At 70.8% G+C, this 20,665-nt stretch carries 22 protein-coding genes, 5 tRNA genes and 2 pseudogenes; 20 read left to right on the top strand and 9 right to left on the bottom strand.

Annotation, left to right across the window (positions count from 1 at the left end; genetic code table 11):
• Positions 1 to 318: 318 nt before the first annotated feature.
• The 9 genes from ACZ3KP_RS06770 (at position 319) to ACZ3KP_RS06730 (ending at position 4,283) form a co-directional block, all read left to right on the top strand.
• A complete protein-coding gene (locus ACZ3KP_RS06770) occupies positions 319 to 507 on the top strand; it encodes a hypothetical protein (RefSeq protein ID WP_132889773.1) in 189 nt (62 codons plus the stop codon).
• A 136-nt stretch (positions 508 to 643) separates the two neighbouring features.
• The gene (locus ACZ3KP_RS06765; protein ID WP_358974950.1) at positions 644 to 1,429 is read left to right on the top strand and encodes a fumarylacetoacetate hydrolase family protein; all 786 of its coding nucleotides are present in this window, start codon (positions 644 to 646) and stop codon (positions 1,427 to 1,429) included.
• Positions 1,422 to 2,906, top strand: a complete 1,485-nt coding sequence (gene gltX / locus ACZ3KP_RS06760) for a glutamate--tRNA ligase (RefSeq protein WP_467497010.1) — start codon at positions 1,422 to 1,424, stop codon at positions 2,904 to 2,906. Before ACZ3KP_RS06765 ends, gltX begins: the two co-directional genes overlap by 8 nt.
• Positions 2,907 to 2,984: 78 nt before the next feature.
• On the top strand, positions 2,985 to 3,716 hold the full coding sequence (locus ACZ3KP_RS06755; RefSeq protein WP_467497008.1) for an HAD family hydrolase: 732 nt from the start codon (positions 2,985 to 2,987) through the stop codon (positions 3,714 to 3,716).
• A 91-nt stretch (positions 3,717 to 3,807) separates the two neighbouring features.
• Positions 3,808 to 3,879: transfer RNA gene (locus ACZ3KP_RS06750), tRNA-Gln, on the top strand.
• A 21-nt stretch (positions 3,880 to 3,900) separates the two neighbouring features.
• A tRNA-Glu gene (locus ACZ3KP_RS06745) sits at positions 3,901 to 3,973 on the top strand.
• 28 nt (positions 3,974 to 4,001) lie between these two features.
• Positions 4,002 to 4,074 (top strand) — tRNA-Glu (locus ACZ3KP_RS06740).
• Between the two features lie 21 nt (positions 4,075 to 4,095).
• Positions 4,096 to 4,167 (top strand) — tRNA-Gln (locus ACZ3KP_RS06735).
• A gap of 43 nt (positions 4,168 to 4,210) precedes the next feature.
• Positions 4,211 to 4,283: transfer RNA gene (locus ACZ3KP_RS06730), tRNA-Glu, on the top strand.
• 53 nt (positions 4,284 to 4,336) lie between these two features.
• On the opposite strand, the gene ACZ3KP_RS06725 is transcribed toward ACZ3KP_RS06730, so the two are convergent.
• Positions 4,337 to 4,981, bottom strand: a complete 645-nt coding sequence (locus ACZ3KP_RS06725) for a MerR family transcriptional regulator (protein ID WP_467498052.1) — start codon at positions 4,979 to 4,981, stop codon at positions 4,337 to 4,339.
• A 90-nt stretch (positions 4,982 to 5,071) separates the two neighbouring features.
• On the opposite strand from ACZ3KP_RS06725, the gene ACZ3KP_RS06720 reads away from it, so the two are divergent.
• Positions 5,072 to 5,584, top strand: coding sequence for a DUF4188 domain-containing protein (locus ACZ3KP_RS06720; protein ID WP_467497006.1), 513 nt, complete (start codon positions 5,072 to 5,074; stop codon positions 5,582 to 5,584).
• A gap of 252 nt (positions 5,585 to 5,836) precedes the next feature.
• On the opposite strand, the gene ndgR is transcribed toward ACZ3KP_RS06720, so the two are convergent.
• Positions 5,837 to 6,553: an IclR family transcriptional regulator NdgR gene (ndgR, locus tag ACZ3KP_RS06715; RefSeq protein ID WP_003993203.1), complete on the bottom strand. Its 717-nt coding sequence runs from the start codon at positions 6,551 to 6,553 to the stop codon at positions 5,837 to 5,839.
• A gap of 205 nt (positions 6,554 to 6,758) precedes the next feature.
• Here ndgR and leuC point away from each other — a divergent pair, with 205 nt between their 5' ends.
• The 4 genes from leuC to ACZ3KP_RS06695 all read left to right on the top strand — a co-directional run bounded on the left by leuC (position 6,759) and on the right by ACZ3KP_RS06695 (position 10,077).
• Positions 6,759 to 8,183 carry a 3-isopropylmalate dehydratase large subunit gene (gene leuC / locus ACZ3KP_RS06710; RefSeq protein WP_467497004.1) on the top strand — a complete coding sequence of 475 codons (1,425 nt, stop codon included), beginning with the start codon at positions 6,759 to 6,761 and terminating at the stop codon, positions 8,181 to 8,183.
• A gap of 6 nt (positions 8,184 to 8,189) precedes the next feature.
• On the top strand, positions 8,190 to 8,783 hold the full coding sequence (leuD, locus tag ACZ3KP_RS06705; RefSeq protein ID WP_467497002.1) for a 3-isopropylmalate dehydratase small subunit: 594 nt from the start codon (positions 8,190 to 8,192) through the stop codon (positions 8,781 to 8,783).
• A gap of 287 nt (positions 8,784 to 9,070) precedes the next feature.
• Complete coding sequence (locus ACZ3KP_RS06700; RefSeq protein WP_046733962.1) at positions 9,071 to 9,301, top strand: SCO5555 family protein; 231 nt, start codon at positions 9,071 to 9,073, stop codon at positions 9,299 to 9,301.
• Between the two features lie 140 nt (positions 9,302 to 9,441).
• Positions 9,442 to 10,077, top strand: a complete 636-nt coding sequence (locus ACZ3KP_RS06695; protein WP_358974965.1) for an HU family DNA-binding protein — start codon at positions 9,442 to 9,444, stop codon at positions 10,075 to 10,077.
• Between the two features lie 107 nt (positions 10,078 to 10,184).
• Here the strand turns inward: ACZ3KP_RS06695 and ACZ3KP_RS06690 are convergent, their stop codons facing one another.
• Positions 10,185 to 10,388 (bottom strand): hypothetical protein, encoded by a 204-nt coding sequence (locus tag ACZ3KP_RS06690; protein WP_132889782.1) that lies wholly within the window; start codon positions 10,386 to 10,388, stop codon positions 10,185 to 10,187.
• A 9-nt stretch (positions 10,389 to 10,397) separates the two neighbouring features.
• Positions 10,398 to 11,036 carry a 2-phospho-L-lactate guanylyltransferase gene (gene cofC / locus ACZ3KP_RS06685; protein ID WP_467496999.1) on the bottom strand — a complete coding sequence of 213 codons (639 nt, stop codon included), beginning with the start codon at positions 11,034 to 11,036 and terminating at the stop codon, positions 10,398 to 10,400.
• Between the two features lie 155 nt (positions 11,037 to 11,191).
• On the opposite strand from cofC, the gene ACZ3KP_RS06680 reads away from it, so the two are divergent.
• From ACZ3KP_RS06680 to ACZ3KP_RS06670, 3 genes are read left to right on the top strand one after another with little or no spacing between them, the layout of a single operon-like run.
• Positions 11,192 to 11,956 (top strand): lysophospholipid acyltransferase family protein, encoded by a 765-nt coding sequence (locus ACZ3KP_RS06680; protein ID WP_467496997.1) that lies wholly within the window; start codon positions 11,192 to 11,194, stop codon positions 11,954 to 11,956.
• Entirely contained in the window at positions 11,953 to 12,963 is a 1,011-nt protein-coding gene (locus ACZ3KP_RS06675; protein ID WP_467496995.1) for an NAD(P)H-dependent glycerol-3-phosphate dehydrogenase, read from the top strand. Before ACZ3KP_RS06680 ends, ACZ3KP_RS06675 begins: the two co-directional genes overlap by 4 nt.
• 59 nt (positions 12,964 to 13,022) lie before the next feature.
• Positions 13,023 to 14,180, top strand: a complete 1,158-nt coding sequence (locus tag ACZ3KP_RS06670; protein ID WP_467496993.1) for a D-alanine--D-alanine ligase family protein — start codon at positions 13,023 to 13,025, stop codon at positions 14,178 to 14,180.
• Between the two features lie 98 nt (positions 14,181 to 14,278).
• On the opposite strand, the gene ACZ3KP_RS06665 is transcribed toward ACZ3KP_RS06670, so the two are convergent.
• Both ACZ3KP_RS06665 and ACZ3KP_RS06660 read right to left on the bottom strand, forming a co-directional pair.
• Positions 14,279 to 14,767 (bottom strand): DUF3515 domain-containing protein, encoded by a 489-nt coding sequence (locus ACZ3KP_RS06665; RefSeq protein WP_467496991.1) that lies wholly within the window; start codon positions 14,765 to 14,767, stop codon positions 14,279 to 14,281.
• A gap of 20 nt (positions 14,768 to 14,787) precedes the next feature.
• Complete coding sequence (locus ACZ3KP_RS06660) at positions 14,788 to 15,021, bottom strand: Lrp/AsnC family transcriptional regulator (protein ID WP_101400883.1); 234 nt, start codon at positions 15,019 to 15,021, stop codon at positions 14,788 to 14,790.
• A 206-nt stretch (positions 15,022 to 15,227) separates the two neighbouring features.
• Between ACZ3KP_RS06660 and ACZ3KP_RS06655 the strand changes: the two genes are divergently transcribed.
• Positions 15,228 to 16,193 carry a thiamine-phosphate kinase gene (locus ACZ3KP_RS06655; protein WP_358974982.1) on the top strand — a complete coding sequence of 322 codons (966 nt, stop codon included), beginning with the start codon at positions 15,228 to 15,230 and terminating at the stop codon, positions 16,191 to 16,193.
• A complete protein-coding gene (thiD, locus tag ACZ3KP_RS06650) occupies positions 16,190 to 16,993 on the top strand; it encodes a bifunctional hydroxymethylpyrimidine kinase/phosphomethylpyrimidine kinase (protein WP_467496988.1) in 804 nt (267 codons plus the stop codon). Before ACZ3KP_RS06655 ends, thiD begins: the two co-directional genes overlap by 4 nt.
• Here thiD and ACZ3KP_RS06645 read toward each other — a convergent pair.
• The 3 genes and pseudogenes from ACZ3KP_RS06645 to rpmB all read right to left on the bottom strand — a co-directional run.
• Positions 16,968 to 17,627, bottom strand: a pseudogene (locus ACZ3KP_RS06645) (Rossmann-fold NAD(P)-binding domain-containing protein); the annotation flags it as partial. The gene thiD and the pseudogene ACZ3KP_RS06645 overlap by 26 nt on opposite strands.
• 5 nt (positions 17,628 to 17,632) lie before the next feature.
• Positions 17,633 to 18,409: pseudogene (locus ACZ3KP_RS06640) on the bottom strand (AfsR/SARP family transcriptional regulator); the annotation flags it as partial.
• 129 nt (positions 18,410 to 18,538) lie between these two features.
• Positions 18,539 to 18,724: a 50S ribosomal protein L28 gene (gene rpmB, locus ACZ3KP_RS06635; protein ID WP_009190838.1), complete on the bottom strand. Its 186-nt coding sequence runs from the start codon at positions 18,722 to 18,724 to the stop codon at positions 18,539 to 18,541.
• A 259-nt stretch (positions 18,725 to 18,983) separates the two neighbouring features.
• On the opposite strand from rpmB, the gene ACZ3KP_RS06630 reads away from it, so the two are divergent.
• Positions 18,984 to 20,657, top strand: a complete 1,674-nt coding sequence (locus ACZ3KP_RS06630; RefSeq protein WP_467496986.1) for a DAK2 domain-containing protein — start codon at positions 18,984 to 18,986, stop codon at positions 20,655 to 20,657.
• Positions 20,658 to 20,665: the final 8 nt, after the last annotated feature.

The following is a 20,665-nucleotide window of genomic DNA, read 5'->3' as shown; positions in this document are numbered from 1 at the left end:
GACAGCGTGTGAGTGACACGTTACGAGATGTCTAGGCCGTTCGCGTACATAACGGACGTATGCCCGCCAGTCGCGCGTGGGTGAGCCGTGTCCCAGTCGCCATGATCAGGAGCGGAATGACAGGTTCAGTTCGGCAATGTCCGTTTCGTTGCCGAGAGTTGCCTGTGGGGAATGACCTGTTTGTCCCTGCCTTCGTGAGCAAACTCACACGCGGATCAGGGCTAGTTGGCGACTTCCGTCGGGAATTCGATGTTTAGCCTGGCGCTTTACAAGAGGCGACGTTCTGCCAACCCACACACGACGGGGTCCACTGCAACCGTGAAGACGACGATGATGTTCCGCAACATAGCCAACCCCCGGCGCACCACCCTCGCCCACCTCAAGGACGCCGAGGAGCTGGGGACCCCGGAACTGCCCGAGCACTCCCTCGACCTCCCCGCCCAGACCGCCAACCCGCGCCGCACGATCCTCATGGAGGCCCCCGCCGGGACCCCGGTCGCCGAGTAGGACGGGGCCGCCCTCCAGTACGGGGCCGAGGCCGCCGTTCACTCAGTCACCTGGGTAATTCCACGGCGGCCGCCCCGCCCCGCGTTAGCCTGGAGCGTCAGACTCCGACCGGCTCAGTGAGGGGCGTCACGATCCCGTGCGCATCGCCAGGTTCTCCATCGACGGGAACGTCGCCTTCGGCGCCGTCGAGGGCGACAAGCAGGACGAACTCGTCCTCGACATCATCAAGGGCATTCCGTTCGCCGACTTCGAGCTCTCGGGGACCAAGGTCCCGCTGAGCAAGGTCAGGCTCCTGCCGCCGGTGCTCCCCAACAAGGTCGTGGCCTACGGCCGCAACTACGCGGAGCACGCGAAGGAGCTCGGCAACGAGGTCCCGGACGCCCCCTTCGCCTTCTTCAAGCCGTCCACCTCGGTGATAGGCCCCGGCGACGCGATCCAGTACCCGGCCTTCTCGCAGGAGCTCCACCACGAGGCCGAACTGGCCGTGGTCATCGGCCGCATGTGCCGTGAGGTCCCGCGCGAGCGCGCGGCGGACGTCATCTTCGGCTACACCTGCGCCAACGACGTCACCGCCCGTGACGTGCAGAAGCGCGAGAAGCAGTGGGCCCGGGCCAAGGGCTTCGACACCTCCTGCCCGCTCGGCCCCTGGGTGGAGACGGACCTCGACCTCGCCACCGCGTCCGACCTGACGATCCAGCTCACCGTCAACGGCGAACAGCGTCAGCTCGGCCGTACGAGCGAGATGATCCACCCCATCGCGGACCTGATCGTCCACATCACCGAGGCCATGACGCTGCTGCCCGGCGACGTGATCCTCACCGGCACCCCGGCAGGGGTAGGCCCCCTCAACGTCGGCGACGAGGTCGCCGTCACCATCGAAGGCATCGGCACTCTCACCAACAAGGTTGTCAAGCGTGGCTAGCGCATCCGGCTCCCCCGTCCGCGTACGTTTCTGCCCCTCGCCCACCGGTAACCCCCACGTGGGCCTGGTCCGCACCGCCCTGTTCAACTGGGCGTTCGCCCGCCACCACAAGGGCACCCTGGTCTTCCGTATCGAGGACACCGACGCGGCCCGCGACTCGGAGGAGTCGTACCGCCAGCTGCTCGACGCGATGCGCTGGCTGGGCTTCGACTGGGACGAGGGCCCCGAGGTCGGCGGCCCGCACGCGCCGTACCGCCAGTCGCAGCGGATGGACATCTATCAGGACGTCGCCCGGAAGCTTCTCGACGCCGGCCACGCCTACCACTGCTACTGCTCCCAGGAGGAGCTGGACAGCCGCCGGGAGGCCGCCCGCGCCGCCGGCAAGCCGTCCGGCTACGACGGCCACTGCCGCGACCTCACCGCCGAGCAGGTCGAGGCGTACAAGGCCCAGGGCCGTACGCCGATCGTCCGCTTCCGGATGCCCGACGAGACGATCACCTTCACGGACCTGGTCCGCGGCGAGCTGACCTTCACCCCGGAGAACGTCCCGGACTACGGCATCGTCCGCGCGAACGGCGCCCCGCTGTACACGCTGGTCAACCCGGTCGACGACGCCCTGATGGAGATCACCCACGTCCTGCGCGGCGAGGACCTGCTCTCCTCCACCCCGCGCCAGGTCGCCCTCTACAAGGCGCTGACCGAGCTGGGCATCGCCAAGCAGACCCCGGCCTTCGGCCACCTCCCCTACGTCATGGGCGAGGGCAACAAGAAGCTGTCCAAGCGCGACCCGCAGTCGTCCCTGAACCTCTACCGCGAGCGGGGCTTCCTGCCCGAGGGCCTGCTCAACTACCTCTCGCTGCTGGGCTGGTCGCTCTCGGCGGACCAGGACATCTTCTCGATCGACGAGATGGTCGCCGCCTTCGACATCTCCGACGTGAACCCCAACCCGGCCCGCTTCGACCTGAAGAAGTGCGAGGCGATCAATGCGGACCACATCCGCATGCTGGACGTGAAGGACTTCACCGAGCGCTGCGCCCCCTGGCTGAAGGCCCCCTTCGCCCCCTGGGCCCCGGAGGACTTCGACGAGGCGAAGTGGGAGGCGATCGCCCCGCACGCCCAGACCCGCCTGAAGGTCCTCTCGGAGATCACCGACAACGTCGACTTCCTGTTCCTCCCCGAGCCGGCCGTGGACGAGGCGTCCTGGGCCAAGGCCATGAAGGAGGGCAGCGACGCCCTCCTGGCCACGGCCCGCGAGAAGCTCGAGGCGGCCGACTGGACCTCCCCCGAGTCCCTCAAGGAGGCCGTCCTGGCCGCCGGCGAGGCGCACGGCCTCAAGCTCGGCAAGGCTCAGGCGCCCGTCCGTGTCGCCGTCACCGGCCGCACGGTCGGCCTGCCCCTCTTCGAGTCCCTGGAGATCCTCGGCAAGGAGAAGACCCTGGCCCGGATCGACGCGGCGCTCACCAGGCTGGCCGCGTAGCGCACGCGCGCGTGAGGGGCGGCCCCGGTTCATCCCGGGGCCGCCCCTTCGCCGTACCCGCCGGGTACCGTCGGGCCTATGACGATCAGGGCCGTGGTCTGGGACGTGGACGACACTCTCTTCGACTACACGAGCGCCGACCGCGCGGGCATGCGGGCGCACCTCGCGGCCGAGGGGCTGCTCGCGGCGTACGGGAGTGCCGAGGCGGCGCTGGTGCGGTGGCGGGAGATCACCGACCAGCAGTGGGCGCGGTTCTCGGCGGGGGAGGTGTCCTTCGAGGAGCAGCGCCGGGAGCGGATCCGGGTGTTCCTGGGGGAGGCCCTGAGCGGCGACGAGGCCGACGACTGGTTCAGGCGCTACCGCACGCACTACGAGGCCGCCTGGGCCCTCTTCCCGGACGTCCTGCCCGCCCTCGACGCGCTCGCCGCGGGGTACCGACACGCCGTGCTGTCCAACTCCAGCCTGCACGTCCAGGACCCCAAGCTGCGGGCGCTCGGTGTGCACGACCGCTTCGAGGTCATCCTGTGCGCCGCCGAACTCGGTGTCTCCAAGCCCGCCGCCGGCGCCTTCCTGGCGGCCTGCGAGGCGCTGGAACTGGCCCCGCACGAGGTCGCGTACGTCGGTGACCACCCGGAGATCGACGCGCGCGGTGCCGTCGACGCGGGGCTGCTGTCGGTGTGGATCGACCGGACCGGCGCGTCCACCGGGGCCGACGCGCCCGTCGGCCCGCACCGGATCGCCTCCCTCGCCGAACTGCCCGCGCTCCTGCGCGCCGATACCCGTTTTGGAGCCCCGTCCACCTTCAGGTAATGTTCTTCCTGCGCCGCCGGAGAGCGGGCCGAAAGGCCGGAACCGGAGGAGCGAAACTAGAACAAGATCCCCTCAGGGGCTTGCGTTCCAGTGGCCTATGGTGTAATTGGCAGCACGACTGATTCTGGTTCAGTTAGTCTTGGTTCGAGTCCAGGTAGGCCAGCTCGCAGAGCTCATCTGCAAAGCCCCCGTTGTGTAGCGGCCTAGCACGCTGCCCTCTCAAGGCAGTAGCGCCGGTTCGAATCCGGTCGGGGGTACGGAGATCATCCACGGATGATCGCTAGGGCCCCCGTTGTGTAGCGGCCTAGCACGCCGCCCTCTCAAGGCGGTAGCGCCGGTTCGAATCCGGTCGGGGGTACGAACTGGTCTAAACCATCATTGGTCTATGGTGTAATTGGCAGCACGACTGATTCTGGTTCAGTTAGTCTTGGTTCGAGTCCAGGTAGACCAGCTGGGATCTGCGGCGTCGCACGTTGAACGCCTGCAAGATCCACGCCCCCGTTGTGTAGCGGCCTAGCACGCCGCCCTCTCAAGGCGGTAGCGCCGGTTCGAATCCGGTCGGGGGTACACACGACGAAGGCCCTCCGCGTGAAGCGGAGGGCCTTCGTCGTGTCCGGGTCCTACTCGAAGCCGTAGCGCCGGGCCGTCTCCTCCTCCTGGGCCAGCCGGTGCAGGGCCTGGAGCATCGGCTCCACCAGCACCGCGCTGGCCACCGCGGCCGCCACCTTCTCCTTCTCCGAGGGTTGCGTCTCCAGGAAGTCCAGATCGGCGATCGCCGCCTGGTGCATCAACTTCGCCCGGGTCACGAGGAGTTCGCTGTCCCAGTCGTAGCCGAGCCGGCGGAACGCGGCCACCGAGACCACCAGTCGGCGGTAGGCGGGGGAGACGGTCGTCAGCTGCTTGGCGTTCTCCCAGCCGAGGGTGGTCAACAGGGCGCCCACCTCCCGGTGCGCGGCCCGCACGTACTCGTCGTCCTCGTCCGGCTCGGGCACCTGTGGCAACGCCCACAGCGCGGAGCCCACCCTGATGGTGCGGCCCAGCGACTCGTCGTCGACGTGCCCGAGCACCTCGCGCACCTTCGCCACCGGCACCCGGCCGACCTGGATCATCGCCCGCACCAGCCGCAGCCGGCGCAGGTGCTCCTCGTCGTACTCCGCGGTCGTGGTGTTGACCTGGCGGCCCGGCGGCAACAGGCCCTCGCGCAGGTAGTACTTGATCGTCGCGACGGGCACCCCGCTGCGCTCGCTCAACCGGGCCAGCCGCATCTCTTGCACCTCTCCTTGGTAAGTGCCACTATCCAAGCACCGAGAGACGGATAGTGCCGCTATCCGACAGGGAACCGGGGGGTGTCTCGCATGGTCGCCAAACCGATACCGGGCCGTACGACCGCGGCGCGCGAGGGCGATGCGGTGGTGCTGCTGATCGGCATGCGCATCAACCACTTCTGGGCGGTGCACCAGTGGCTCCCGGTCATGCTGTCCATGGTCCGCATGCTCCGGGAGCTTGCGCGCGACCCCGGACGGGGACTCCTCGGACGCGTCCTGCTGACGGCGTCACCGCGGACGTACTACGTCGTCCAGTACTGGGAGTCCAAGGAGAAGCTGTACGCCTACGCGAGTTCGCCGGAGATGCTGCACCACGGGGTGTGGAGCCTGGTGAACCGCAAGGAGCGGGCGGGGAAGCTGCGGCAGCACGTGGGCCTGTGGCACGAGACCTACGTGGCGCCCGAGGGGTCGTACGAGTCGATCTACTTCGACATGCCCGAGTTCGGACTGGGCGCGGCGAGCGGGACGGTCCCCGTGGAGCGCCGGGGCCGCTACGCGAAGGACCGGTTCGCTTACAGGGGCGTCGGCAAAAGCGCCCCGTAAGGGGCGCGGGGAACTGCGCGATCAGCCATGACGGCGCAGCGGTCGGCTGACGACGGGTGGGGGTTGTCTCTGCGCCGTTGGGGTCCGGCCAGGGGGGAGGGTGCTGGTCGCGTGCGGCTGATCGCGCAGTTCCTCCCCCAGCCTTCGGCCGGGGGCACCCCCAGCGCCCCTGGGTTTCTCCACTCCCGTCGGGAAGAGGCCGGCCGCGGCGTTGGGGCCGGCCTCTCCTGGCGGGAGCGTTCGTTTCGGGGCTCAGCCGGTGCGGCGAAGCGCCTCGGAGAGGCGGCCCGCCGCGTCGATGACCGCCTGGGCGTGCATGCGGCCGGGGTGGCGGGTCAGGCGCTCGATCGGGCCGGAGACGGAGACGGCGGCGACCACGCGGTTGGAGGGCCCCCGCACCGGCGCCGACACCGACGCGACGCCCGGCTCCCGCTCACCGATGGACTGGGCCCAGCCGCGGCGCCGGACGCCGGAGAGGGCCGTCGCCGTGAAGCGAGCCCCCTGCAGGCCGCGGTGCAGCCGCTCCGGCTCCTCCCAGGCCATCAGGATCTGCGCCGAGGAACCGGCCTTCATCGTGAGGGTCGAGCCGACCGGGACCGTGTCCCGCAGGCCGGACAGGCGTTCCGCGGCGGCCACGCAGATCCGCATGTCTCCCTGCCGGCGGTAGAGCTGCGCGCTCTCGCCGGTGATGTCGCGCAGGTGCGTGAGCACCGGGCCCGCCGTCGCGAGCAGGCGGTCCTCGCCGGCCGCCGCGGCCAGTTCCGCGAGTCGCGGACCGAGAATGAAACGGCCCTGCATGTCGCGTGCCACCATGCGGTGGTGCTCCAGAGCCACGGCCAGCCGATGGGCCGTGGGCCGTGCCAGTCCGGTTGCCCCGACCAGACCCGCGAGGGTGGCCGGACCGGACTCCAGAGCGCTCAGGACAAGGGCCGCCTTGTCCAGAACGCCGACGCCGCTACTGTTGTCCATGCAACGATACTCACGTCTCACTCTGTGAAACGCAAGTTCAATTTTCGGGGGAACGCGCCACTCTGGAAGAACACAGTGGCCCGCGGACCAACGGGCCCGGCGGCGGACGCCCGGAACCACGACTTCAGGGGCCCGGAACACGGGCAGCCGCTTCCTCAAGATCTCTAGTTGGGCCGGTGCACGTCTGCCGGCCGGAGGGAAAGCGATGGGTAGGACACTCGCGGAGAAGGTCTGGGACGACCACGTCGTCCGGCGCGCCGAGGGCGAGCCCGACCTCCTCTTCATCGATCTGCACCTGCTGCACGAGGTGACCAGCCCGCAGGCCTTCGACGGACTGCGCCAGAACGGCCGCCCGGTGCGCCGCCTCGACCTCACCATCGCCACCGAGGACCACAACACCCCGACCCTCGACATCGACAAGCCGATCGCGGACCCCGTCTCCCGCGCCCAGCTGGAGACGCTGCGCAAGAACTGCGCCGAGTTCGGGGTGCGCCTGCACCCGCTGGGCGACGTCGAGCAGGGCGTCGTGCACGTGGTCGGTCCGCAGCTGGGCCTGACGCAGCCGGGCACGACGGTCGTCTGCGGCGACTCCCACACCTCCACCCACGGCGCCTTCGGCGCGCTGGCGTTCGGCATCGGCACCTCCCAGGTGGAGCACGTGCTGGCCACCCAGACGCTGCCGCTGGCCCGCCCGAAGACCATGGCCATCACGGTCGACGGCGAACTGCCCGAGGGCGTCACCGCCAAGGACCTGATCCTGGCGATCATCGCCAAGATCGGCACCGGCGGCGGCCAGGGCTACATCCTGGAGTACCGCGGCTCCGCCATCGAGAAGCTCTCGATGGAGGCCCGCATGACCATCTGCAACATGTCGATCGAGGCCGGCGCCCGCGCGGGCATGATCGCCCCCGACGAGACCACCTTCGCGTACATCAAGGGCCGCGCCCACGCCCCCGAGGGCGCGGACTGGGACGCGGCGGTCGAGTACTGGAAGACGCTGCGCACGGACGAGGACGCGGTCTTCGACGCCGAGGTCCACATCGACGCCGCCGCGCTCTCGCCGTTCGTCACCTGGGGCACCAACCCCGGGCAGGGCGCCCCGCTTTCGGCGGACGTCCCCGACCCGGCTTCGTACGAAGACGCTTCGGAGCGCCTCGCCGCCGAAAAGGCCCTGGAGTACATGGGGTTGGAGGCCGGCCAGCCGCTGCGCTCCATCAATGTGGACACCGTCTTCGTAGGCTCCTGCACCAACGGCCGGATCGAGGACCTGCGCGCCGCCGCCGAGATCCTGCGGAGCCGCAAAGTCGCCGACGGCGTACGGATGCTGGTCGTCCCCGGCTCCGCGCGGGTCGGTCTGCAGGCCGTCTCCGAGGGCCTGGACGTGGTCTTCAAGGAGGCCGGCGCCGAATGGCGGCACGCGGGCTGCTCGATGTGCCTCGGCATGAACCCCGACCAGCTGGCCCCGGGTGAGCGCTCCGCCTCCACCTCGAACCGCAACTTCGAGGGGCGACAGGGCAAGGGCGGCCGCACCCACCTGGTGTCGCCGCAGGTCGCGGCCGCGACCGCCGTCCTGGGCCACCTGGCCTCCCCGGCCGACCTGTCCGACGTTCGTACGCCCGCTGGAGTCTGATCAGCCATGGAAGCATTCACCACGCACACCGGCCGGGCCGTCCCGCTGCGCCGCTCCAACGTCGACACCGACCAGATCATCCCTGCTCACTGGCTCAAGAAGGTGACCCGGGACGGCTTCGAGGACGGGCTGTTCGAGGCCTGGCGCAAGGACGAGAACTTCATCCTCAACCGCCCCGAGCGGCAGGGCGCCACCGTCCTGGTCGCCGGCCCCGACTTCGGCACCGGCTCCTCCCGTGAGCACGCCGTGTGGGCGCTGCAGAACTACGGCTTCAAGACCGTGATCTCCTCCCGCTTCGCCGACATCTTCCGGGGCAACTCGCTGAAGAACGGCCTGCTCACGGTGGTCCTGGACCAGAAGATCGTGGAGGCGCTCCAGGAGCTCTCGGAGCGCGACCCCGAGGCCGAGATCACCGTCGACCTGGAGAAGCGCGAGGTGCGCGCCGAGGGCGTCACCGCCTCCTTCGAGCTGGACGAGAACTCCCGCTGGCGGCTGCTGAACGGGCTGGACGACATCTCCATCACCCTCCAGAACGAGGCCGACATCGCCGCGTACGAGGCCAAGCGGCCGTCGTACAAGCCGCGGACGCTCCAGGTCTGACCCGGAGCCCGGTTCGGGCCTGATCACCACATCTGAATACGGCTGGTTTCAGCCATCGCACGACCCCGCCGGTACCCCCGATCGCCACGATTGGGGGTACGGCCATGTCTGCACCCGAACGGACGCTCGCGTTGTCGCAGGTCTTGCCAACTTCCCACGTTAGGGCTGATGTTGTCGGGGTAGGTGAGTGCTGTGTCCGGGGCTCGCGCAAGTGCCCGGAAGGCCATTCGAGGCGGCAGTTGCCCCCTGCGCAGGCGACAACTCGCCCCAGATGGCACAATCTGTGCATGGAACACGACGGCCAACTCCAGCTCTATGCGGCGGTCGCGGACCAACTGAAGGAAGCGCACACAACAGTGCGCGCACTGCAAGTCCCGGAGGGCGTACGGATGGCGCTGACCCGGAAGCTGCTGGTCATTACGGCCGCGGCCAAGCACGACATCGCCGACGCGGCAAGGCGGCTCGAGCGGTTCAACGCCGACCTCGAAGCGGGTCGATTCCCGCAAGAGGAAGGCTGACCGGACCCTGCGAGACGGTCGAGTCCGTTGCGGCACAAGGGTGATAAGCCCGTTTCGTGTTTGATTTGCGGTATATATCTGCCTAACGTGCGAAAAAGCTTGAACACTTTCGTTCTGGCGAGGTCTCCGAAGGGGAAGACGTGAACAAGGCGCAGCTCGTAGAAGCGATTGCCGACAAGATGGGCGGTCGCCAGCAGGCGGCCGACGCTGTCGACCATGTCCTGGACGCCATCGTCCGCGCGGTCGTCGCGGGTGAGCGGGTCTCGGTCACCGGCTTCGGGTCCTTCGAGAAGGTGGACCGCCCCGCCCGTTACGCCCGCAATCCCCAGACGGGCGAGCGGGTTCGGGTCAAGAAGACCTCCGTGCCGCGCTTCCGTGCAGGTCAGGGCTTCAAGGACCTGGTGAGCGGCTCCAAGAAGCTCCCGCGCGGCGGTGAGGTCTCGGTCAAGAAGGCGCCCAAGGGCAGCCTGACCGGCGCCGCTTCGGCGACGGTCAAGAAGGCGGCGGCGAAGAAGACCACCGCCAAGAAGGCGACGGGCGCGGCCAGGAAGACCACGGCCGCCGCGAAGAAGACGACGGCGAAGAAGACCACGGGCGCGGCGGCGGCGAAGAAGACCACCGCGGCGGCGAAGAAGACGACCGCCAAGAAGACCACGGCGACCGCGAAGAAGACCGCCGCGCAGAAGGCGCCGGCCAAGAAGGTCACCGCCAAGAAGGCGCCGGCCAAGAAGTCGACCGCGCGGAAGGCCACCGCCAAGAAGACCGCGAGTCGCTAGGCCTCCGCTTCCGCGGCGCAGTCGGGATACTCACGCGACGGGCCGGATTCCCCCGGGGAGTCCGGCCCGCGGTGTGTTCCAGGGGGCTTTCAGGTGCGGATACCGCCTCAGAGCGTCTGCAAGGTCACGAGGGTGATCCGGAGGTCGTCTCCAGCCCCCTCCGTTTCGATCCTTACCCGTTGTCCGGGTCGCAGCAGCCTCAGGCCGCCCGCCTCGAAGGCCGGGCCGTCGAAGGGGACTGGGGTTCCGTCGTCCAGGAGTACCTGGCCGCTGTGGGTCTCGGGGTCGTACGTGTATGCGGTCGCCTGCATGGGCGCAGCCTACTGGTCCGGGATCAGCAGGCGGGCCGCCACCGCCGCCGTGCGGGTGCCCACGCCCAGCGCCAGGGCGGTGCGCAGGTCCGCGCCGGTGTCCACGTCCTGGCGTACCGAGTCGACGTCGGCGACCCGCAGCTCCACGGCTCCCGAGGCGGCGTGCCGGGCGCGGGAATCCGGGCCGAACGCGGGCGCCAATTCACTGCCGGGCGCCGCCGTCAGCACAGTGGTGCCGATTGCCGCCGCGTCCGGGAGAAAAGCACGCGGGAATTCCGCGGCCGAGTCGAGCACCCGGGCCAATTCCAGCGGACGCAACGCGGGCAGATCGGCGTTCAGGGCCGCCACGGGGCTTTCCGGACGCGATGCGCGGGCGACGGCCGCCCCGTGCCGGAGGGCGGCGTTCAGACCGCCTCCCGGCGTGTCGGGGACGATGCGCGCGCCCAGCGCCGAGAGCTCGCGCCCGGCCCGCGGATCGACCGTGACGACCGCCACATCCTTCACGGCCTGGCAGGCCAGGGCCGCCGCCACCGTGTCCAGGGCGAACGCGAGGGCCAGCGACGGGCGCACACCGTCCGCCGCGGTGTCCGCGAGCCTGCTCTTCGCCCGGGCCAGAGGCTTGAGTGGAATGACCAAGGTCCACTGCACCGATGTACCGTCCCTCCCTCGTTGCCTCATTGTCACCCGGGCCCACCCGGCGACCGCGACACCGGGGCGTACGGTGTTCTCGACAGACCGGCGGGCCGGGACCACACTTCTTCCCGATCCCGGACCGGGAGGAAGTCCTAGAGGAAGGTGTCCGCGTGCCCCGCCGGAGAATCGGCTTCTGGTACCGCTTCGCTGCGGTGCTCTGCAAACCGCCGCTGGTGGTTCTGATCAAGCGGGACTGGCGCGGAATGGACAACATTCCGGCCGAGGGCGGATTTATCACCGCGGTGAACCACAATTCTCACATCGACCCCTTCGCCTACGCCCACTATCAGTACAACACCGGCCGCGTTCCGCGATTCCTGGCGAAGAGCGGGCTTTTCAAGAAGGGATTCGTCGGTGCCGCCATGCGCGGCACGGGACAGATCCCCGTCTACCGGGAGTCCACCGACGCGCTCAGCGCCTTCCGGGCCGCGATCGACGCCGTGGAACGCGGCGAGTGCGTCGCCTTCTACCCAGAGGGAACGATCACGCGCGACCCGGACCAGTGGCCCATGACCGGCAAGACCGGTGCCGCCCGCGTCGCCCTGCAGACCAGGTGCCCGGTGATCCCGGTCGCCCAGTGGGGCGCCAACGAACTCCTCCCGCCGTACGCGAAGAAGCTCAACCTGCTGCCCCGCAAGACGCACCACGTCCTCGCCGGTCCGCCGGTCGACCTCACCCGCTTCTACGGCAGGGAGATGACCCAGGAGGTCCTCAAGGAGGCGACCGAGGTCATCATGGCGGCCATCACGCGCCAGCTGGAGGAGATCCGCGGCGAGAAGGCCCCCGAGACCCCCTACGATCCTCGTCAGGTGCGGATCGAGCAGCGGCGCCGGACGCGTGCGCAGAGCGGTCTGGAAGAGGAGAGCGGCAAGTGAGCAAGCCTGCCAAGGCGGCGGTCTTCAGCGCGGGTTCGTGGGGTACGGCCTTCGGGATGGTGCTCGCCGACGCCGGGTGCGAGGTCACCCTGTGGGCGCGGCGCGCGGAGGTCGCGGAGGCGATCAACTCCGGCCGTACCAACCCCGACTACCTGCCGGGCGTGGAACTCCCCGAGAACCTCCGGGCCACGACCGACCCCGCCGAGGCGGCCGCCGGCGCCGACTTCACGTTCCTGTCGGTGCCGTCCCAGACCATGCGGGCCAACCTCGCCGAATGGACGCCGCTGCTCGCGCCCGGGACGATTCTCGTGTCCCTGATGAAGGGCGTCGAACTCGGCACCGCCATGCGGATGAGCGAGGTCATCGACGACGTCACCAAGGTCGGCGCGGACCGTATCGCCATCGTCACCGGGCCCAACCTCGCCCGGGAGATCGCGGCCCGGATGCCGGCCGCCGCCGTGGTCGCCTGCACCGACGAGACGGTGGCCCGGCGCCTCCAGGCGGCCTGCCACACACCGTACTTCCGGCCGTACACCGAGACCGACGTGGTCGGCTGCGAGCTGGGCGGTGCCGTGAAGAACGTCATCGGCCTCGCCGTGGGCATCGCGGACGGCATGGGGCTCGGCGACAACGCCAAGGGCTCGCTCATCACCCGCGGTCTCGCGGAGACCGCCCGGCTGGGCAGCGCGCTCGGCGCCGACCCGCTGACCTTCTCCGGGCTCGCGGGCCTCGGCGACCTGGTGGCCACCTGTTCTTCGCCGCTGTCCCGCAACCACACCTTCGGCACCAACCTCGGCAAGGGCATGACCCTGGAGGAGACCGTCGCGGTCACCAGGCAGACCGCCGAGGGCGTCAAGTCCTGTGAGTCCGTGGCCGATCTGGCCCGCAGGCACGGCGTGGAGATGCCGATCACCGAGACCGTCGTGGACATCGTGCACGAGGGCAAGCCCCCGGTGGTCGCCCTCAAGGAGCTGATGTCGCGCAGCGCGAAGCCCGAGCGACGCTGAGCCACGGCACGCGACGGACGCTGTCTCGGGGCCCTACCACCGGGTACTCTCAACGCGATATGAGCACCGAGAACCTCCCCCAGAACCCTGAGCAGCCCGCTCGCAAGCCGCGTGTGGCCGTCGTGTTCGGCGGTCGCAGCTCCGAGCACGGGATCTCCACGGTCACCGCAGGCGCCGTACTCGCCGCCATCGACCGGACGAAGTACGACGTCCTGCCGATCGGCATCACCCGGGAAGGCCGCTGGGTGCTCACGGCCGACGAACCGGAACGCATGGCGATCGCCGACCGCCGCACCCCGGAGGTCGGCGACCTCGCCGAGTCCACCGAGGGCGGCGTCGTGCTCCCGGTCGACCCGGCCAGCCGCGAGGTCGTCTACAGCGAGCCCGGCTCGGTGCCCAAGGCGCTCGGCGAGGTCGACGTGGTCTTCCCGGTGCTGCACGGCCCCTACGGCGAGGACGGCACCCTCCAGGGCCTGCTGGAGCTCTCCGGCGTCCCCTACGTCGGCTCGGGCGTGCTCGCCTCGGCCGTCGGCCAGGACAAGGAGTACATGAAGCGGGTGTTCACCTCCTTCGGGCTCAAGGTCGGCCCGTACCTGGTGATCCGCCCCCGCGAGTGGAAGCAGGACGAGTCCGCCGCCCGCAAGCGGATCGTCGACTTCGCCGGCGAGCACGGCTGGCCGCTGTTCGTGAAGCCCGCGCGCGCCGGTTCGTCGATCGGCATCACCAAGGTCGACGACCTGGCGGGCCTGGACGAGGCGATCGCCGAGGCCCAGTCCCACGACCCGAAGATCCTCGTCGAGGCGGCGCTGCGCGGGCGTGAGATCGAGGTCGGCGTCCTGGAGTTCGAGGACGGCCCGCGCGCCTCGGTCCCGGCGGAGATCCCGCCGGCCGCCGCGCACGCGTACTACGACTTCGAGGCCAAGTACATCGACTCCACCCCCGGTGTCGTCCCGGCCCCGCTGACCGCGCAGGAGACGGCCGAGATCCAGGCGCTCGCGGTGGACGCCTTCGAGGCCGCGTCCTGCGAGGGCCTGGTCCGCGCCGACTTCTTCCTCACCGAGGACGGCGACTTCGTCATCAACGAGATCAACACGATGCCGGGCTTCACCCTGATCTCGATGTACCCGCAGATGTGGCAGGCGACGGGTGTCAGCTACCCCGACCTCATCGACCGCCTGATCCAGGCAGCCCTGACCCGCTCGACGGGCCTCCGCTAGAAACGCCCCGACTGGAGCGCCCCGTCAGGGGCGCGAGGAACTGCGCGAGCAACCCCGCACGACCTGCCCTCGACGCACTACTTCAACCGCCACGGCGCCTAGTCGGCGATCCCTTCGGGCACCGTCTCCTTGATGGCAGGCGCCAAGCTCACCAACGGCGCCATGCCATCCCCCGTCCGCTTCGCCGGGATCGTCACCTCGACATACGCCTTCCGCAGCGTCGTGGTGAACCGGAACGATTTGTCGGCCTGCTGCTCCAGCAGCCACCCCACCCCGTTCACCTCCACCCCGTCCGCCTCCGGGTCGGCCATCTTCGCGGGCCGCGGAACACCGCACCGCAGTATGATCGCCGGGTCGCCGCCCCAGCCGGCGGTGAGCGGAGAGGCCGGTTCCGGATCACGCCGGCCCAGCTTGTCAACCTTCGTCGGCAGCACCCGGTCAAGGCGGTCGCAGAGCTTCACGGCCGCCGCGCCCGGACGGGGAACCGCCGCCGACGGGGCGTCGTCTGCTGATGAGCAGCCCGCGGTCGCGATCACCAACGCGGCGAGCGCGGACAGACCGAATGGCCGGTGACGGAAGAAGTTCACCGGCCAAGGGTAGACGGGGGCTACAGATGGACCACCGGGCAGGTCAGGGTGCGGGTGATGCCGTCCACCTGCTGGACCTTCGCGACCACCATCCGACCGAGTTCGTCGACTGTCTCGGCCTGCGCGCGCACGATGACGTCGTACGGTCCTGTCACGTCCTCGGCCTGGATCACTCCGGGGATCTTGCTGATCGTCTCGGCGACGGTCGACGCTTTGCCGACCTCCGTCTGGATCAGGATGTACGCCTGTACCACGGAACCTCCAGGGCGGCCACGAGGATCATGTGGGGAAAAGGAACGCCACGGTATCGCGTCGCCGCTCACCGCGGGGAGACCTGCGCGGACAGGGGATTGCGCGCCAGGGTGCAGGCACGGCAGAAGTTGACGGTCACCTCGACCGTATCCAGGACGACGGTGACGCGCGAGCGGGCACGGCACGGCACAGAAGGGGCGCCAGGGCAATGAAGGGCACTGTTGGTGAGCTCGGGGAGTTCGGGCTCATCAGGGAGCTCACCTCCCGTCTCACCACCACTCCGGCGGTCCGGGTCGGTCCCGGTGACGACGCCGCGGTGGTCGCCGCGCCCGACCGCCGGGTCGTGGCGAGCACCGACATCCTGCTGGAGGGCCGGCACTTCCGCCGCGACTGGTCCACGGCCTACGACGTGGGCCGCAAGGCCGCCGCCCAGAACCTCGCGGACATCGCCGCCATGGGCGCCGTGCCGACCGCGCTGCTGCTCGGCCTGGTCGTCCCCGCCGAACTGCCCGTGACCTGGCCCAGCGAGCTGATGGACGGCCTCCGGGACGAGTGCCAGGTGGCCGGCGCCTCGGTGGTCGGCGGGGACGTCGTGCGCGGGGACACGATCATGGTGTCCATCACCGCGCTCGGCGACCTGCGCAACCAGGAGCCGGTCACCCGCGCCGGCGCCCAGCCCGGCGACCTGGTGGCCGTCACGGGCTGGCTGGGCTGGTCCGCGGCCGGCTACGCGGTGCTCTCGCGCGGCTTCCGGTCGCCCCGCGCCTTCGTGGAGGCCCACCGCCGCCCCGAGCCCCCCTACCACGCGGGCCCGGCGGCCGCCGGCCTCGGCGCCACCGCCATGTGCGACGTCAGTGACGGGCTGATCGCCGACCTCGGGCACATCGCGGAGGCCAGCAAGGTCCGTATCGACATCCGGTCCGGCGCGATCGACGTCCCCACCCAGATGAACGACATCGGGCAGGCCGTCGGCGTCGACCCCATCCAGTGGGTCCTGACCGGCGGCGAGGACCACGCGATCGTGGCGACCTTCCCGCCGGACGTGAAACTGCCCGCCCGCTGGAAGGTGATCGGCGAGGTCCTCAACCCGTCCGCGCTGCCCCAGGTCACCGTCGACGGGGCGCCCTGGACCAGCAAGGGCGGCTGGGACCACTTCGGGGACATCGAGTCATGACCCTCCCGCGCGTCCTGACGGTCGCGGGCTCCGACTCCGGCGGCGGGGCCGGGATCCAGGCCGACCTGAAGACGATGCTGGCGCTCGGCGCCCACGGCATGAGCGTGGTCACCGCGGTCACCGCGCAGAACTCCGTCGGCGTCCAGGGCGCCTGGGAACTGCCGGTGGCGGCGGTGCGCGCCCAGTACCGCGCCGTCGTGGACGACATCGGCGTGGACGCGGTGAAGACCGGCATGCTCGCCTCGGCGGAACTGGTCGAGGCGGTGTCCGAGTTGATCGCCGGGACCGGTGTGCCCACGGTCGTGGACCCGGTGGGCGTCTCCAAGCACGGTGACCCCCTGCTCGCCGCCTCCGCGCTGGACTCGGTCCGCACCAGGCTGCTCCCGGTCGCCACCGTGGCCACCCCGAACCTCGACGAGGTGGCGCAACTCACGGGCGTCCGCGTCGAGTCGGAGGACGGTCTGCGACGGGCCGCGGCCGCCGTGCTGGCGTACGGACCGAAGTGGGTGCTGATCAAGGGCGGGCATCTGCCGGGCGACGCCGTCGACCTGCTCACGGACGGCACGGACGAACATCTGCTGCGCGCGCCCCGGCACGGCAACCGGCACACGCACGGCACCGGCTGCACCCTCGCCGCCGCGATCGCCGCCCGGCTCGCGACGGGGCAGTCCGTGCCGGAGGCGGTGGCGGCGGCCAAGGAGTACGTCACCGGGGCGATCGCGGCCGGGTTCGCGCTCGGCGCCGGGATCGGGCCCGTGGACCACGGCTGGGCCCTCAGAAGGGGTACTCCCGCAGCGTGATGGCGGTGGCCGCCTTCTCGGTCATCCTCTTGAAGAAGCGGGCCAGCGGCCGGGAGGCCAGGATCCGGTACATCCGGTCCCGGCTGCGGATACGGCGTTCGGTGGGCGGCGCGAAGAACGGGCCGGCGTTACCGGAGATCTTCTGGCAGCCCTTGGCGAAGTCCCGGATCCGGGTCTCGTACTCGGCGAACGCGGTACGGAAGTCACCGCGCGCCAGCGCGAGCTCACCGGCGAGGACGTACGCCCCGACGATCGCCACCCCGGTCCCCATCCCGCCCATGGTCGCCCCGTACCCGGCGTCCCCGAGCAGGGCCACGCGGCCCTCGACGAGCCGGTCCACGTGGATCTGGGCGATCGCGTCGAAGTACGGGTCGTCGGTCTCCGCCAGGGCCTTGAGGACGGCCGGGACCTCCCAGCCCATCCCGGCGAACCGGTCCAGGAGGATCCGCTTGACCGCCGGGACGTCCCGGCGGTCGTACGACAGCTCCTCGGACCGGAAGACCAGCAGCGCGCCGGCGCGGTCCGGGTCGCCGTCGTAGTTGCCGATGACGGCCGCGCGGCCGGGCTCGCTGTAGACCCGGCCGGTGCGGTCCAGGCCCAGGTGGTTGGGGACGTCGAAGCCGGCCACGTAGTGGTGGGTTCACGGCCGATGAACCGGGTGAGCTGGACCGGCAGCCTGGGCCGCTCCGGTCCGGTGCCCCTGAGCAGCTCCAGGTGCAGCTCGGCCAGCTCCGGCGAGGGATCGGCGCCCAGGTGGTCGGCGAGCGCCCGGCGGGCCTCCTCGAACACCGTGAGCGCCTCGGCGGGTCTGCCGCTCGCGTGCAGGGCCCGCATCAGCTGCCCGTACAGCCGCTCGCTCAGCGGCCGGCCGGCCAGCAGGGCCCGCAGCTCCGGTACGAGTTCGGCACCGCCGCCGAGCACCAGCTCCGCCTCGATGCGGTCCTGTACGGCGGCCAGCCGCAGCTCTTCGAGGCGTGCGGCCTCGGCACCGGCGTCCGGGAGGTCGGGCAGCGCGGGGCCGCGCCACAGCGCGAGGGCCTCCCGCAGGCGGGCCGCGGCCTCCGCGTGGTCACCGGCGGCCAGTGCGGCCCGGCCGGCCGCGGACAGTTCCTCGAACCGGTGCGCGTCCACGCTGCCGCGGGGGGTCACCAGACGGTACCCGGTGGCGGTGGCCTCGATCTCGCCGTGCGGGGCCAGCCGCCTGCGCAGCCGGGAGATCTGCGACTGGAGCGCGTTGGCGGCCCCTGCGGGCGGCTCGGCGCCGTACAGGCCGTCGATGAGGCGCCGTGTGGAGACCGCGCGGCCGGCGTCCAGGAGCAGCAGGGCGAGCAGCGCGCGGGGCCGGGGTCCGCCGGGGTCGAGCGGGGTGCCGTCGTCGGTGCGCAGATCGAGGGGGCCCAGGATGCCGAAACGCATGGGGACAGCTTGTCAGGACGCGGTCGGCCGGATCCGGGATGTGCGGGCACGGCAAAAAGCCGGCCCACCTTCCGGTGGACCGGCTCTGTGCAGCGAACCAGCGGTGGCCGCGCGCTCAGCGACAGTGCGTCAGCGCGAGACCTTGCCGGCCTTGATGCACGAGGTGCAGGCGTTCACGCGCTTCGGCGTCCCGCCGACCACGGTACGCACACGCTGGATGTTGGGGTTCCAGCGACGGGACGTACGGCGGTGCGAAAACGAGATGTTGTTGCCGAAGCCCGGCCCCTTGCCGCAGACGTCGCAGTTGGCAGCCACGGGTCACTCCAAAGACTTCAGATGCACTTACGGTTGAATCCCGGCATGCCGGGATCGAGATCGATGGATCTGATGATCTTGATTGGCGTTGCCAGGGGAATGGCCCGATCGGATCGGGCAACCGGAGCAGCATACAACGGCTGCGACGGTTAGACGAAACTAGCATGGCAGCTCAGGGGCCCGCTCCAGGCCCTCTTCCGGCGGTCGGCCCCGCAGGGTCTACGCTGCGTCCACGTCCGGCCGGCTCAAGGAGGCGCAGGTGGCGCAGGTGCCGCAGACATTCTTCGATGCTCTGGCGGTACGCGCCTGGTGCGGACATGCGCTCGGGGCGCTCGGCCGGGCGCGCGAGGAGATCGACGCGATCAACGTCTACCCGGTGGCCGACGGCGACACCGGCACCAACCTGTACCTGACGGTCGAGTCGGCCACCGGCGCGGTGGAGGCCGTCTTCGCGGGCTACGAGCTGGGCGAGGAGGTCCCGACCCTTGCGGACGCCGCCCACGCGATGGCCCACGGGGCCCTCATAGGCGCGCGCGGCAACTCCGGCACGATCCTGGCGCAGCTGCTGCGCGGCATGGCCCAGGTGCTCACCGAGGGTGAGGCGACTCACATCGACGGGGAGGGGCTCCGGCTCGCCCTGCGGCACGCCGCCGCCTCCGCCCGGCAGGCCGTCGCCCACCCCGTGGAGGGCACGGTGCTCTCGGTCGCGACCGCTGCTGCCGCCGCCGCCGACGGGACCGGAGGCGACTGCGGGACGGTCGCGCGGGCCGCCTACGAGGGCGCGTGCAGGGCGCTCGCGGCGACCCCGGGACAGCTGGCCGTCCTGGAGCGGGCCGGAGTGGTGGACGCCGGCGGGCGGGGCCTGGTCGCGGTCCTGGGGGCACTGGTGGAGGCGTTCACCGGGGAGACCCCGGCACCCTTCGACGGGCGGGCGGCCGGGACGGGGCAGGTCCACGCGCGCGTGGACCCCGTCTCCGACGCCAGGGCCGACACCTGCGCCGAGGCCGCCGCCGGACCGGCCTTCGAGGTCGTCTACCTGCTGGAGGCCGAGGAGGCCGCCGTGGACCGGCTGCGGACCCGGCTCGACGCCCTCGGCGACTCCCTGGTGGTGGTCGGCGGCGACGGCCTGTGGAACGTCCATGTGCACGTCGACGACGCCGGTGCCGCCGTGGAGGCGGGCGTCGAGGCGGGACGGCCGCACCGGATCAGGATCACCCACTTCGGTGCCGGGGACGCGCACGCCGGCGGGGAGCGGACGCCGCGCGAGCGGGTGCAGCGGGCCGTGGTCGCCGTCGTACCGGGGGAGGGGCTGGCCGCGCTGTACGGCGAGTCCGGTGCCACCGTCGTCGTCGCGCGGCCCGGGGAGCCGCCCGCCAGCGGGGAGCTGGTGGACGCCGTTCGGCGTGCCCACGCGCGTGAGGTGGTGCTGCTGCCCAACGACGCCGACCTGCGGCACACCGCGGCCGCGGCGGCTGAGCAGGCCCGCGCGGAGGGCATCCGGGTCGCCCTCATCCCGACCCGCTCGGCGGTCCAGGGCATCGCCGCGCTCGCGGTGCACCAGCCGGAGCGCCGCTTCGACGAGGACGTGGTCCAGATGACCTCGGCCGCCGGCGCCACCAGGTACGCCGAGGTCGTGGTCGCCGAGCGCCAGTCCTGGACGATGGCCGGCATCTGCCAGGCCGGGGACGTGCTGGGGCTCGTCGACGGCGACGTGGCGGTGATCGGCTCGGACGTCACGGCCACCGCCGAGACCGTCCTGGACCGCATGCTCCAGGCCGGCGGCGAACTGGTCACCCTCGTCCTCGGCGACCAGGCGCCCGAGGGCGTCGCCGACCGTCTGCGGGCACGCGTACGCGAGGCGTACCTCGCGGTCGACACGGTGGTCTACGACGGCGGCCGGCAGGGGGCCCCGCTCCTCATCGGCGTCGAGTGAGCCCCGGC

Source organism: Streptomyces sp. NPDC020958 (assembly GCF_055562175.1).
Note: the sequence above shows the minus strand (reverse complement) of the source record. Positions and strands in the feature narration are given on the sequence as shown.

Excerpts from the sequence above, each read along its gene's own strand:
- ACZ3KP_RS06725 (WP_467498052.1), bottom strand. The coding sequence starts at position 4,981 with ATGCGGCTGGCCCGGTTGAGCGAGCGCAGCGGGGTGCCCGTCGCGACG.
- thiD (WP_467496988.1), top strand. The coding sequence starts at position 16,190 with ATGACCCTCCCGCGCGTCCTGACGGTCGCGGGCTCCGACTCCGGCGGC.
- ACZ3KP_RS06690 (WP_132889782.1), bottom strand. The coding sequence starts at position 10,388 with ATGCAGGCGACCGCATACACGTACGACCCCGAGACCCACAGCGGCCAG.
- ndgR (WP_003993203.1), bottom strand. The coding sequence starts at position 6,553 with ATGGACAACAGTAGCGGCGTCGGCGTTCTGGACAAGGCGGCCCTTGTC.
- ACZ3KP_RS06655 (WP_358974982.1), top strand. The coding sequence starts at position 15,228 with ATGAAGGGCACTGTTGGTGAGCTCGGGGAGTTCGGGCTCATCAGGGAG.
- ACZ3KP_RS06700 (WP_046733962.1), top strand. The coding sequence starts at position 9,071 with ATGGAACACGACGGCCAACTCCAGCTCTATGCGGCGGTCGCGGACCAA.
- leuD (WP_467497002.1), top strand. The coding sequence starts at position 8,190 with ATGGAAGCATTCACCACGCACACCGGCCGGGCCGTCCCGCTGCGCCGC.
- leuC (WP_467497004.1), top strand. The coding sequence starts at position 6,759 with ATGGGTAGGACACTCGCGGAGAAGGTCTGGGACGACCACGTCGTCCGG.
- ACZ3KP_RS06755 (WP_467497008.1), top strand. The coding sequence starts at position 2,985 with ATGACGATCAGGGCCGTGGTCTGGGACGTGGACGACACTCTCTTCGAC.
- ACZ3KP_RS06670 (WP_467496993.1), top strand. The coding sequence starts at position 13,023 with ATGAGCACCGAGAACCTCCCCCAGAACCCTGAGCAGCCCGCTCGCAAG.
- ACZ3KP_RS06720 (WP_467497006.1), top strand. The coding sequence starts at position 5,072 with ATGGTCGCCAAACCGATACCGGGCCGTACGACCGCGGCGCGCGAGGGC.